Annotated in this window: 11 protein-coding genes; 4 read left to right on the top strand and 7 right to left on the bottom strand. The window is 65.7% G+C overall.

Annotated features, from left to right (window positions below; translation table 11 throughout):
- Positions 1–44 precede the first annotated feature (44 nt).
- Positions 45–1,160, top strand: a complete 1,116-nt coding sequence (mltB, locus tag LNV06_RS03150; RefSeq protein ID WP_263536775.1) for a lytic murein transglycosylase B — start codon at positions 45–47, stop codon at positions 1,158–1,160.
- Here the strand turns inward: mltB and LNV06_RS03155 are convergent.
- Positions 1,157–3,694 carry a DNA internalization-related competence protein ComEC/Rec2 gene (locus LNV06_RS03155; RefSeq protein WP_263536776.1) on the bottom strand — a complete coding sequence of 846 codons (2,538 nt, stop codon included), beginning with the start codon at positions 3,692–3,694 and terminating at the stop codon, positions 1,157–1,159. The two genes, mltB and LNV06_RS03155, sit on opposite strands and share 4 nt — an antisense overlap.
- A 154-nt stretch (positions 3,695–3,848) precedes the next feature.
- Between LNV06_RS03155 and LNV06_RS03160 the strand changes: the two genes are divergently transcribed.
- The 3 genes from LNV06_RS03160 (at position 3,849) to ubiM (ending at position 6,128) form a co-directional block, all read left to right on the top strand.
- Positions 3,849–4,331 (top strand): RidA family protein, encoded by a 483-nt coding sequence (locus LNV06_RS03160; protein ID WP_263536777.1) that lies wholly within the window; start codon positions 3,849–3,851, stop codon positions 4,329–4,331.
- Entirely contained in the window at positions 4,331–4,825 is a 495-nt protein-coding gene (locus LNV06_RS03165; protein WP_263536778.1) for a disulfide bond formation protein B, read from the top strand. The genes LNV06_RS03160 and LNV06_RS03165 overlap by 1 nt, the downstream gene beginning before the upstream one ends.
- 67 nt (positions 4,826–4,892) lie before the next feature.
- Entirely contained in the window at positions 4,893–6,128 is a 1,236-nt protein-coding gene (ubiM, locus tag LNV06_RS03170; RefSeq protein ID WP_263536779.1) for a 5-demethoxyubiquinol-8 5-hydroxylase UbiM, read from the top strand.
- Positions 6,129–6,146: 18 nt separating this feature from the next.
- Here ubiM and LNV06_RS03175 read toward each other — a convergent pair whose 3' ends face one another.
- The 6 genes from LNV06_RS03175 to LNV06_RS03200 all read right to left on the bottom strand — a co-directional run bounded on the left by LNV06_RS03175 (position 6,147) and on the right by LNV06_RS03200 (position 12,042).
- Positions 6,147–8,021: a gamma-glutamyltransferase family protein gene (locus LNV06_RS03175; RefSeq protein WP_263536780.1), complete on the bottom strand. Its 1,875-nt coding sequence runs from the start codon at positions 8,019–8,021 to the stop codon at positions 6,147–6,149.
- 93 nt (positions 8,022–8,114) lie between these two features.
- Complete coding sequence (locus LNV06_RS03180) at positions 8,115–9,209, bottom strand: FAD:protein FMN transferase (RefSeq protein ID WP_263536781.1); 1,095 nt, start codon at positions 9,207–9,209, stop codon at positions 8,115–8,117.
- Positions 9,210–9,219: 10 nt separating this feature from the next.
- Entirely contained in the window at positions 9,220–10,071 is an 852-nt protein-coding gene (locus LNV06_RS03185; protein WP_263536782.1) for a DUF4198 domain-containing protein, read from the bottom strand.
- A gap of 34 nt (positions 10,072–10,105) precedes the next feature.
- Positions 10,106–10,636 carry a DUF2271 domain-containing protein gene (locus LNV06_RS03190; RefSeq protein WP_263536783.1) on the bottom strand — a complete coding sequence of 177 codons (531 nt, stop codon included), beginning with the start codon at positions 10,634–10,636 and terminating at the stop codon, positions 10,106–10,108.
- 9 nt (positions 10,637–10,645) lie between these two features.
- Entirely contained in the window at positions 10,646–11,362 is a 717-nt protein-coding gene (locus tag LNV06_RS03195; protein WP_263536784.1) for a PepSY-associated TM helix domain-containing protein, read from the bottom strand.
- Positions 11,359–12,042 carry a Fe2+-dependent dioxygenase gene (locus tag LNV06_RS03200; protein WP_263536785.1) on the bottom strand — a complete coding sequence of 228 codons (684 nt, stop codon included), beginning with the start codon at positions 12,040–12,042 and terminating at the stop codon, positions 11,359–11,361. Before LNV06_RS03200 ends, LNV06_RS03195 begins: the two co-directional genes overlap by 4 nt.
- Positions 12,043–12,067: the final 25 nt, after the last annotated feature.

A 12,067-nucleotide genomic window follows, 5' to 3' on the forward strand; every position in this document is an offset into this window, starting at 1 on the left:
TGATGAAACCTTCTGCTTTTTTGTTTTCTTTCCCATCCGCTCTCTTGAGCGCCAGCTTGTTTTTTAGCCCCGGCGCCCATGCGGAGCCCGCAGCCAACAAGCCGCCTAGTGCCGTCAAGAAGAAGAGCGCCAAGCCCAAGGCATCGGCGGCCAAGACAAACGCCAAGGCCGCACACAAGACCAGCAAAGACGCTCCGGCCAAACCTTTTGGCGAACGCGCGGACTTGATGGCTTTTGCAGCCACCCTGGCCCATGAACAAGGCTGGGAGCTTCATGAGCTGCAATCCACCTTGGCCCAGGCCCGCAGCGTGCCCGCGGTGCAGCGCCTGATCATGCCGGCCGCGGCCGGCACGGCCAAAGACTGGGCCGCCTACCGAGCCCGCTTTGTCGAGCCCCGCCGCCTGCAGGCCGGCTTGGCATTCTGGGAGCAATACGCCGCCCCGCTGGCGCGCGCTGAAGCCCGCTACGGCGTGCCCGCCGAGCTGATCGCCGGCCTGATCGGCGTGGAGACTTTTTACGGCCAGATCACCGGCGGCTTTCATGTACTGGATGCGCTGGCCACCTTGGCTTTTGACTTCCCCAGCGGACGCAGCGACCGCAGCGCTTTTTTCCGCAATGAGTTGGTCGAATTCCTGAAGCTCTGCCGCCGCGAAGGCCTGGACCCGCTGGCCGTCAAGGGCTCTTACGCCGGCGCCATGGGCTGGCCGCAGTTCATGCCCAGCAGTTGGAACCGCTATGCCGTCGACTTTGATGGCGATGGCCACGCCAACCCGATCCAGAGCGCAGAAGACGCCATCGGCAGCGTCGCCAACTACCTCGCCGCCTTCGGCTGGCAGCGTGGCATGCCCACGCACTACAGCGTGGCCTTACCGGTGGAAACCTCGGCGCGCGCCCTGCTCTTGGCGCCCGATATCAAGCCGACCTTCAGCGTGGCCCAGTTGCGCGAAAACGGCGCCCTGCCCTCAGAAGCCGCGCAGGAGCATGTCGGCCCACTGGCCGTGGTCGAGCTGCAAAACGGCAGCGCGGCGCCGAGCTATTGGCTGGGCACCGAAAACTTCTATGCCCTGACGCGCTACAACTGGTCCAGCTATTACGCGATGGCGGTGATCGAGATGGGGCGGGCTTTGAAGACGATGCGGGCGGCGCCAGCCAGCAACTAAGGCGGGCTCAACAGTTCGGCTTCCTCAGCAGGCATCACTTGCGGCCATGGGCCGGCCACCGTGGGCTCGGCGGGCTGAGAAATCACCGGGCTCAGGTGCCAGAAGCGCCGCCGCTCCTCGCGCTGACAGCGCTCGGTGCCTGAGCCACTCTGCCAAGTCCAGGCGCCACAAGCGGCCTGCTGCCGAGTCGCGATGCCTTGGGCCTGATAGCGCGCCAAGACGCTCAGCGCCGGGTGGCCAAAGCGGTTGCGGTAGCCGGCTTGAAAAACAGCCACACGCGGCGCCACGGCGGCCAAGAAGGCCTCGCTGGAGGAGGTTTTGCTGCCATGGTGGGGCGCGATCAAGACCTCGCTCTGCAAATTGATTCGCCCCTTGGATTGCTCCGCGACCAGCGCCTGCTCTTGCGGCGCTTCCAAGTCCCCGGTCAGCAAGGCGCTGCGGCCGCTGCTAGAACTCACCCGCAGCACACAGGACATGGCATTGCTCTTGTGCGCGGGGCTGGCTTCGTAAAACTCGGGCGGCGGGTGCAAGACTTCAAAGCGCACCTCATCCCAGGTCCAGCTTTGGCCCTGCTCGCAGCGCTGCGAGCGTGCTTGAGCAGCGCTCAAGAGCCGATGGCCGGGCTCCAAAGAGCTCAGCAGCGTGTGCACCGGCATGCCGGCCAAGATGGAGGCGGCGCCGCCCACATGGTCGCTGTCGCGGTGGCTGAGCAACAAGGTGTCCAGATGATTCACGCCGAGCGCGCGCATCAAGGGCAAGAGCACGCGCTGCCCTGCATCTGAGACCGGTCCATAAGCCGGGCCGCTGTCATAGAGCAACTGATGACTCGCGGTGCGGAGCAGCACGGCCGTGCCTTGGCCGATATCTGCAGCCAGCAGTTCAAACTCGCCGGCCGGCGGGCGCGGCGGCGCGGGCCAAAGCAAGGGCAAGGCCAGGCCCAAGCCGCATAAACGCAAGCGCCAAGGCAGTGGCAGGACCAGGAGACTGCCGCCAGCCAGCCCCAAGGCCTGTGCCCAAAGCGGCGCAGCGGCAACAAACCAGACCGCCCAAGGCCAGGCCGCCAAGGTCTGCAAACCCAGCATCAAGGCCCGCACCGCCACTTCGGCCAGCCACCACAAGCCCGGCAGCAACGCCCCGGCCAAAGCCAGCGGGGTGATGACGAAACTGACCAGGGGGATGGCCACCAGATTGGCCAAGAGGCCCACCAAGGAAATCTGCTGAAAGAACAGCAGACTCAAAGGCGCCAAACCCAAGGTGGCCACCCATTGGCTGCGCAGGCCCTGGCGCAGCTGAGTTCTCCAGTGGCGCGGCTGAGCTTCGCCATCGCCAGCCGCCATCAACAAACCCACCGCCGCAAACGACAAGCAAAAGCCCGCTTGCCCGAGCGCCCAAGGGTCGATCAGCGTGACCAGCAACGCAGACGCCAAGAGGCACAAAGGCCAGGGCCAGCGCAGGCCCAAGCTGCGCAGCAAGGCCAGACTCAGCAGCATCCAAACGGTGCGCTGGGCCGGCACGCCCCAGCCGGAGAACAAGGCATAGGCCAAGGCCGCCATCGCCCCCATCCAGAGCGCCGCCGTGGGCGCGGGGCAACGCAGGCAAAGCCGGGCGCTGCGCCGCCACAAACTCGCCACCAGCATCTGAGCCAACCAAGCAAACATGGTCACATGCAGGCCGCTGACGCTGAGCAAATGACTGACCCCGGTGTTGCGAAACAAGGCCCAGTCTTGGCTGGAGATCGCCGCCTGGTCCCCCAGGCTGAGCGCCGCCAACACACCGGCCACCGCGGGGTCGGGCACCTGGCGCAGCAAGGCCTCGCGCAGGCGCTGGCGCCAGACATCCCAGCCCCACCAGGGGGAAGCGGCCAAGCGCCGCGGCGGCTCGCCCTGGTTCGCTCCTCGCACCACGCCGGTGGCACGCAGGCCTTGCTCAAACAGCCAGAACTCGGTGTCAAAGCCATGCGGGTTCATCAGGCCGTGCGGACGTTTGAGCCGAGCGGTCAATTCCCATTGCTCGCCGGCCCGCAAGAGCGGCGGGCGGGCCTCTTCGCCATACCAAGACAGTGCCAGGCGACTCGGCAAGACGGCCCGCAAGTCTTGACCGGCGGCATCGCTCTTGCCGCTATCTCTTGCAGCGATCACTTCGAACTCAAAGCGCCAACCAGGCAAGCCGGTCACACCGAGAACCTGCGCGGGCAGCGAATCGATACGACCGATCAAGCGCAGGTCTCGCCCCTCCCAGGCCTCGGGCAAATGCTCGGCCAAGCGCATCTCGGCCCGCCACGCACCTTGCGTGAAGGCCGCCAAACCCGCCGCTAGACACAGGCCCGCCCCAAAAGCCAGCCCACGCCGAGCCGTAAGCCAGCTCGCACTCAAGAGCACGAAAAGCACGAACAAGACGAGCAGCAAGCCCGCCCACTCGGCCGCATTCGGCAAGCGCTCGCAATGCAGCAAGAGACCCAAAGCCAAGAGCCAGGCGCAGCCTGCCATGGCCAGTTGAACCTGGCCGAGAGGCTTGTCTGACGTGGCTGTGCCCATGGAGAAGGCGATGGATGAGGATCGGCGGCAAGCAGCGCTCGGTGTAGGATGCGCGCCACCCGATCGTAGCCATTCGTTCGCTGCGATTCGAGCCCCATTCAACACAGGCGTGGCCCCTTGTGGGCTAAGAGCCTTCACGCGAAAGTCGTCCATCATGAGCAGCACCAGCACCTCCCCCGTCTACGCCAAGCTTCAGTCCCTGGGCATTGAACTGCCGCCGCTGGCCGTGCCGGTGGCCGCCTATGTGCCTTTTGTGCGCAGTGGCAACCAGCTCTTCATCTCGGGCCATATCGCCAAGAAGGACGGCAAGCCCTGGGTGGGCCAACTCGGCCGCGATACCGACACCGCCACCGGCAAGGCCGCCGCACGCGCCATTGCCATCGACCTGATGGGCACCCTGCACGCCGCCACCGGCGATCTGGGCAAGATCAAGTGCATCGTCAAGCTGATGAGCTTGGTCAACAGCACCTCCGACTACACCGAACAGCATCTGGTCACCAATGGCGCCTCCGAGTTGCTGGCCGAAGTCTTCGGCCCCGAGATTGGCGCCCATGCGCGCAGCGCTTTTGGCGTGGCACAGACCCCGATGGGCGCTTGCGTTGAGATCGACCTGATCGTGGAACTGGCGGCCGACTGATGTTCCTCAAGCCCTCGAAGTTTCCAGCCCAAGCTCTGGCCTTGATCAGCCTGGGCAGCTTGGCCGCCCTGGGCGCGGCCCTGATCGCCCAACATCAGTTCGGCATTCGTCCCTGCGCCTGGTGCGTGATGCAGCGCGGCGTGTTCCTGCTGATCGGCCTGGTGGCAGGCCTGGCCTGGCTGCTTCGAGGCCAACGCCTGCTACGCAGCCTGGGACTGATTTTGGTGCTGGCCTTGGCCGTGGCGGGCGTGGCGGCGGCGGGCTTTCAACATGAAGTGGCCAACAAGCTGGCCTCGTGCGACCTGACCCTGGCCGACCGCATCGTCAGCGGCCTGGATCTGGAAACCCTGTGGCCCTCGGTCTTCATGGTCACCGCCACCTGCGCCGATGCGGCCCAATACCGGCTCTTGGGCCTGGGCTACGAGATCTGGAGCGGCCTGCTCTATCTGGGCATCGCGGTGCTGGCTTTCTTGGCCTTAAGAACGCGTCGCTGACTCAGATCAAGCCTCTAGATACTCAGTCCCGCTAGGCTGGCGGGATTGAGCTTGATGAGTGCTTTGCATGACCCCTTCTTACCCCACGCGCGCCGATGTGCTGATCGTCGGCGCCGGCCCCGCCGGCCTGAGCATGGCTTGCGCGCTAGCCGATGCCGGCATCAAGAGTTGCGTGCTGGAAGCCGCGCCGCTGAGCGCCTTGGCCGAGCCCGCAGAAGACGGCCGCGAGATCGCGCTGACCCACGCCGGCATGGCCGTCTTGCAAAAGCTCGGCCAATGGCAAGACCTGCCCCCCAGCGAAATCGCCCCGCTCAAACGCGCCCATGTCTTCAACGGCGAGGGCCGCGACTATCTGGGCTTTGATGCCCAAGGCTCGGGCCGCGAGCAGCTCGGCAGCTTGGTGGCCAACCACTGGCTGCGCCGCGTGGCCTACCAAGGCGCGCTCAAACGCTCTGACTTGATCACCCTGCGCGCCGACACCCGCGTCAGCCAGCTGACGCTGAACTCAGACGCTGCGCATCTGAGCCTGGCCGATGGCGAGCGCCTGGGTGCGCCGCTGGTGATTGCCGCCGACAGCCGCTTCTCCGCCACCCGGCGCCAGGCCGGCATTGGCGCGCAGATGCGCGACTTTGGCCGCAGCGTGCTGGTCTGCCGGCTGCACCACAGCCAGCCCAATCAGGGCATTGCGCTGGAGTGCTTTCACTACGGCCACACCCTGGCCCTGCTGCCGCTGAACGGCGATTGCAGCTCGCTGGTGCTGACCCTGCCGGCCGACCGCGCCAACGCCATGCTGCAGTGGGACGAAGAGCAATTCATGGCCTGGGTGCGCACCGAGGTGCGAGGCAGGCTGGGCGAGCTGCGTTTGGCCAGCACCCGCCACCTCTACCCCTTGGTCGCCAGCTATGCCCACCGATTCAGCAGCGCGCGCTTTGCCCTGATTGGCGATGCCGCCGTGGGCATGCACCCGGTCACGGCGCATGGCTACAACTTTGGGCTTTACGGCGTGGACACCCTGGCTCAGCTTTTGGCCAGCGCCCACCGAACCGGCCAAGACCTCGGCGACGCAGCGCTGCTGGAGCGTTATGCCAGCGCACACCGGCGCAAGACTTGGGCGATCTATCAAGGCACCAATGCGGTGGTGCAGCTGTTCACCGACGACCGCCCGGCCGCGCGCCTGCTGCGCCGCGGTGTGCTGCAAATGGCGCAGCATCTGCCGCCACTCAAGAGCGCCATCACCGCGCAACTGACCGGGCGCCAACCCTCCCTGCTGCGCCAGCTGCAAAGCCTGGTGCAGCAGCGCTGAAGCACCAAACTCAAGGCTTCACTCGCCCCTGACCGCGCCCTCGCGGCGCGGGTCGGCCGCGCCCAACCAGCCGCTGTTCTTCTTTTGCCCGGGCGCGCCCAAATCACTGCGCTGAATGCCGTGCAGACCGCTGGTCAGGTCGCGCTCCAGCACTTCATGGCCCAAGGCGCGCAGACCGGCTGCGGTGCTGGCCGGGAACAGGTCTTTCTCCAACAGCGTCGGGCCATTGAAAGCGCCGAAATTGGGCAGCGAGAAGGCTTGCTGCAAGTCCATGCCCCAGTCATGGCTGGCGATCAAGCTCTTGGCCACAAAGTGAATGATGGCCGAGCCGCCCGGCGCGCCCAGCGTCATCAAGAGTCGCCCATCACGCCGGTCGAACACCAAGGTCGGCGACATGCTGGAGCGCGGCCGTTTGCCGGGCTCCAGGCGATTCGCCACCGGCCGACCGGCGGCATCGCGCGGGTTCAGGGCGAAGTCGGTCAGCTGGTTGTTCAGCATGAAGCCGCCGGCCAAGCCGGTGCCGCCGTCGCTCATGATGCGGGCGCCAAACACCGACTCGATGGTGGTGGTCAGCGACACCGCGCGACCTTGGGCATCCACCACGCTCAGATGGCTGGTGCCGTATTCCGGCTGTGCGCCTTGCGGCGCATAGCTGACGCGCAGCGGACCGGGTTGGCCCGCCTTGGCGGGGCCACTGCTGCGTTCGCCGATCAGGCCGGCGCGCTCGCGCAAATAGTCGGACGCCAACAGGCTACGCCAGTCACCGGCCGGCGCAGCCACAAAGTCAGGGTCGGCAATGTATTGCGCCCGGTCGGCATAGGCCAGATTGGCGGCCTGGGCATAACGATTCAGCCAGGCGGTACTCGGAATGCCAGCAGCCAGCGCTTGGCCTCGGTCTTGCTGCGGCAGCATGCCCAGAATTTGCATCACCGTCAGATGCCCGCTGGACGGTGGCGGGAAGCCGCAGATGCGCCAAGTCTCGCGCCAATCCGTGCAAATCGCCTCACGCGCCTTGGGGCGGTAGGCGGCCATATCGGCCTCGCTCAGGAGGCCGGGGTTGCCGGCGTGGCCACGCACGCGCCGCACGATATCGGCCGCCACCGGGCCGCGCATAAAAGCCTTGGCCCCGCCTGCCGCGATCTGGCGCAAGACCTGCGCCAGGGCCGGGTTGCGCAGCTTGGTACCGATCGGCAGCGGCTGACCATCCGCGCCGAAGAAGTACTTGCCGGCCACCGGGTCGCGGGCCAGATGCGAGTCGCCCATCAACATGGCATGCATGCGCGGACTGAGCTCAAAGCCCTGCTCACACAAGCGAATGGTCGGCTCGAACAGCCGCGCCCAAGGCAGCACGCCGTGCTGACGATGGGCCTGCTCCAGCATTGGCAACAAGCCCGGCGTGCCCACCGAGCGGCCGCCGACCACGGACTGCAGATAGTTCATCGGCTTGCCGTCGGGCAGCAGAAAGAGCTTTTCATCGGCAGCGGCGGGCGCGGTCTCGCGGCCGTCCAGAGCTTGCACTTTTTGCCCGTCCCAGTGCATCAAAAAGGCGCCGCCGCCAATGCCGCTGGACTGCGGCTCGACCAGGGTCAGGGCCAGTTGGGTGGCGATGGCTGCGTCGAGCGCGCTACCGCCAGCCTTGAGAATTTCATAGCCGGCCTCGGCCGCCAGCGGATGGGCGGCGGCCACGGCAAATCGCTGCACGGTCCACCCGGGCTTTTGATTCCATCCGCTGGGGCCTTCGGGCTGCACCGGCACGGCGGCGGCTCTTGCTGCTGCGGAGTCCGGTACGCTGGGTTGAGTGTTGCAGGCCGTCAGCTGCAGGATCAGCGGCAAAGCCAGCAAAGCTGGCCTAAGCGGCTTGAGAGGAGCGGCAGCAGCAGCAAAAAGGGACATGTCGAGGCGCCAAGAGTGGGTAGCTCAGGAATCCTAGACCCAGTCGCGGGCCCCGACACTCCGCTGGACTACGTAGTCAGCGGAGTTTTCTTCTCAATCACACACCATGGCGCGCAAGGCCGGGCTTTGCACCTCGCGCCAATGCGGCTCGCCATGATGGGGCTGCTCCCAGCTGGGGCCTTCTTCGCGGATCACAAACAAGGCCGCCAAGCCTTGCTGCGTGGCCAGGGCCGGCCCGGCCTGTGGGCCCAAGACCAGCAAGGCTGTGGCCCAGGCATCGGCCAGGCAACAGCTGCTGTGCACCACGCTGACGCTGGCCAGGCCATGGGCCACCGGCGCGCGGCGGCGCGGGTCCAGCGTGTGCGAACGGCGCTGGCCCTGGGCGTCGACATAGCCGCGGCGATAGTCGCCCGAGGTGGCGACCGACAGGCCATGCAAGGCCAGCACCGTCTCGGGCAGGCCCCAGGAGTCCGGCACGCCTTCCAGTTGCACCCACCAGGGTTGGCCGTCCAGCTTGCGGCCACAGCCGCGCAACTCACCGCCCACCTCGACCAAATGATGCGGCAGCCCGCAGGCCAGCAAATAGGCCGAGAGACGATCCACCGCATACCCCTTGGCGATGCCACAGAAGTCCAGCTCCAAGTCGCCGGGTTGCCAGAGCTCGCGGCTGGCCTCGCGCAGGGTCAGGTCTTGCCAGCTTAAAGCTTGACCCAAGCGCTCGCCCCAGGCGGGCTCCTCAGGCTCCACAAAGCCGGGCTCGTCATGGCGCTTGCCGGCACCGAATCCCCAGGCGCGCACCAGCGCCGCCGCCGTCGGATCAAAAGCGCCGCCACTGGCACGCGCCACGTGCAGGGCATGGCCCAGCACCTCCCAGGTGCTCTGCGACAAACTCAGCCAGGCGCCCGAGGGTGTACGCGCAAAGCGGTTCAAATCGGACTCGGTCTCCCAGGGGCTCATGCGTGCCACCACCTCGGCCAGACCGGCTTCCAAACCGGCTTGCACCGGCTGGATGTCCAGACCGCGCGGGCCGTAGAACTTGACGCACCAGCTGGTGCCCATGCTGCGGCCCTGCAGCTGGTAAAGCACTTCACCCAGCATGGGGCCCGCTGGATCGATTTCGCGGGGCATCAGTACGCAGCGCGGCGAAGCACCGGCCTGCGTTGCGGCTTTGACGTTCAAACTCTGCACAGGAATCGCTTTACTTCGGCAAGGCCTCAAAAGTGGCGCTGTAGCGGTAGCGCTTGGCCGGCTGTGCCGCCTTGTCGCCCTCAGCCTTGACGGCAGCCACCTCATGGCCCAGCCCCAGCCAGTAGCGGCCGGCCTCCGGCCAGGTGATGCGCAGCTCGCCATTGGCATCGGTCTTGAAGCTCATCTCGCCGAGCTTGTAGCGGTAGCGGCTGCCGCCGCGCAGCACGGTCACATCTGCGCCGGCCAGTGGCTTGCCGTCGGCCAGTACCCGCAGATGCACGCTGTCGCCGTCGCTCAAATCGGTCACCGGGCTCAGGGCCTGCAACTCCAGGCCTTGGCTTTGGCGGGCAAAAGGCGGCAGCGTGGCGCGCTCTTTGCTGACAAAGGTCTCGCTGCGCATCAAGGTCTGCGTCACTTGCAGCTCTGGCGCCTCGGCCGGGATTTGCGCGGCCATATCGGCCGGCTTGCCGCGCCAGCGCTTGGTTTCGCCGCCCAGCTTGTAGCTAGCGAACACCGATTCGGCGCTGTTGCTGATGCGGTAGCTGCCGCTTTGCTCCAGCTTGATGTCGATGCTGTTGCGGTGGCGGGCGCTGCTGGTGCCTTCGGGCGCAATCGCCTTGCCGTCCGGCGCCAAGATCAAGACCGTGCCCAGTTGCTGCGCATGTTCAAACTCAAACAACTCCTCCGAGGCCACCGCGTCCACCGTCACCATCGCAGGGCGGCTGGCCGCGTTGCCGGCGGAACTGATATGCGCGGTTTGCGGCAGCAGCCAAGTGCGGTGCGCTTGCGCGGGGGCTTGCAGGGCCAGACCCAAGAGCACGGCCCAGGCGCTCATGCTGAGCTTGCTAGTCATTGTTTTCATCGGCTTCTTTCCGTCGAAATTCAGGCGTAGAAATTCAGGGTTTGAACTGCAAGGCCAAAGCGCCCAACTCATGCTCGCCTTGAGCGCTCACTTGGTTTGGCGCTTTCGGCGGCCACTGCAAGGCCAGGCGCTGCACCTCGCGGCCACCGCCTTCGCGTGCGGCCTCCACCACCACCTCATACTTGCCGGCCGGCAAATTGGCGACTTGCTTGCTCAGGTTGAGCTTGTGCTCGCCCACTGCACGAGTGGCGCCGCTGACGCCGTCCATGGGCATGCTCAGATCGCGCCCGCCCTTGCGCCACCACTGGCGCAAATCAGGCAGCCATTTGATGCCGGCGTTATTGGCTTTTTTCTGGTCGTACAAGACGGCCAGAGGAATCGCCTCACCCGCTTTTTCTGAGTTCTCCAGCCAGACCGCCACATAGGGCCGGTGGTACTCGGCCACATTCAGACGCGGGATCTCCAAGCTCAGCTGCAAATCAGCCGCCCAGGCCGAGCTCAACGGCAAAACCAAGCCCGCTGCGCCCAGCAGCAGACCTTGAGAGAAGTTTATTTGTGTTTTCATGGTTTCACTTCAGTGAACAAAAACCATCAGCAACAGAGCCGGCAAGACCAGGCCTGCTGCCACCAGAGGCCAAACGCTGCGGCGTTTGGCGGCATGCATCTTCAAAATCAACAAACCCGTGATGGCGAAGACCAAACAGGCCAGGCCAAACAGGTCGATGAACCAGCTCCACACCGGCCCGGTGTGGCGGCCCTTGTGCAAGTCATTCAGATAGGCAATCGCACCCCGGTCGCTGCGCTCAAACTCGACCGCACCATCGGGCAAAGCGATGCGCAGCCAAGCGTCGCCCCCAGCGCGCGGCATTGGCAGATAGACCTCATCCGTGGACCATTCGGCCGCCACGCCGTCCAACTTGAAACCCCATTGCTCACGCAACCACTGGCGGCTGGCCTGCGGCAGCTCGGCGCGGCGCTCAGCCGGCTTATGCTTCAGCAGTTCTTGGAGCAGCGGCTCGGGCAGTTGCCCTTGACCGCTTTGCACGCTGGGCTTGGACTCAAACAAGCCTGCGTTGTTCAGCGTCACCCCGGTCACGCTGAACATCAGCAAGGCCACCAGGCTGATGGCCGAGCTGACCCAGTGCCAGAGATGCAAGGACTTCAGGTAAGCCGCTTGGCTCTTCTTCGTGGCCTTCTCAGCTTGCTGAAGGGCTTGTTGCGCGGCATGCTGCGCAGGCGCGGCATGCTGGTTTGGCACATCCGCCACCCGGGTGCTCAGTCCGCTGCTCATAACTCCGCCCATTGACGCAAGAGGTTGTGATAGTGGCCACTCAAGGCCACGGCCTCTTCGATCTCGCCGTAGCGGCCGCGCAAGCTTTGGATGGACTGGTCCAGCTCGTACAGCATGGCGCGGCGAGCGTCGTCGCGGATCATGCTCTGCGTCCAGAAAAAGGCCGCCACCCGTTCGCCCTCGCTGACCGGCAAGACCTGATGCAGGCTGGTGGAGGGGTACAGCACCAAGTCACCGGCGGGCAGCTTGACCTCGTGCAGGCCATAGGTGTCTTTGACCTCCAGCTCGCCGCCTTGGTACTCGTCGGGTTCGCTCAGGAACAAGGTGGTGGAGACATCGCTGCGCAGCAGTTGCATGCTGCCCAGCTGGTTCATCACCGCCCCGTCCACATGCAGGCCGTAATGGCCGCCACCGGCATAGCGATTGAACAAAGGCGACAGGGTGCGCAGTGGCAGCGCCGCCGAGAAGAACTGCGGGTGCGCCGCCAGCTTTTGCTGGATGCGCTGGCCCAGCTCCTGCGCCAGGGCCGAGCCCGGACGCAGCTGCTGGTTGCGCTTGACCTGCGCGCCTTGTTGGCCCACGGTCACGCGGCCATCCACCCACTCGCCCTCAGCAGCCAGCTTCTGGCGGAACTCGCCCACCTCGGCCTTGCTGAGAACGCCCTCGATATGCAGCAACATCTGGACCCTGCCTCTTTACTTGCGA

It is taken from the genome of Paucibacter sp. Y2R2-4 (genome assembly GCF_025717535.1).
Classification (GTDB): Bacteria; Pseudomonadota; Gammaproteobacteria; order Burkholderiales; family Burkholderiaceae_C; genus Paucibacter_A.

Coding starts and splice junctions, on each gene's coding strand:
- LNV06_RS03155 (WP_263536776.1), bottom strand. CDS start 3,694: ATGGGCACAGCCACGTCAGACAAGCCTCTCGGCCAGGTTCAACTGGCC.
- LNV06_RS03160 (WP_263536777.1), top strand. CDS start 3,849: ATGAGCAGCACCAGCACCTCCCCCGTCTACGCCAAGCTTCAGTCCCTG.
- LNV06_RS03165 (WP_263536778.1), top strand. CDS start 4,331: ATGTTCCTCAAGCCCTCGAAGTTTCCAGCCCAAGCTCTGGCCTTGATC.
- ubiM (WP_263536779.1), top strand. CDS start 4,893: ATGACCCCTTCTTACCCCACGCGCGCCGATGTGCTGATCGTCGGCGCC.
- LNV06_RS03175 (WP_263536780.1), bottom strand. CDS start 8,021: ATGTCCCTTTTTGCTGCTGCTGCCGCTCCTCTCAAGCCGCTTAGGCCA.
- LNV06_RS03185 (WP_263536782.1), bottom strand. CDS start 10,071: ATGAAAACAATGACTAGCAAGCTCAGCATGAGCGCCTGGGCCGTGCTC.
- LNV06_RS03190 (WP_263536783.1), bottom strand. CDS start 10,636: ATGAAAACACAAATAAACTTCTCTCAAGGTCTGCTGCTGGGCGCAGCG.
- LNV06_RS03195 (WP_263536784.1), bottom strand. CDS start 11,362: ATGAGCAGCGGACTGAGCACCCGGGTGGCGGATGTGCCAAACCAGCAT.
- LNV06_RS03200 (WP_263536785.1), bottom strand. CDS start 12,042: ATGTTGCTGCATATCGAGGGCGTTCTCAGCAAGGCCGAGGTGGGCGAG.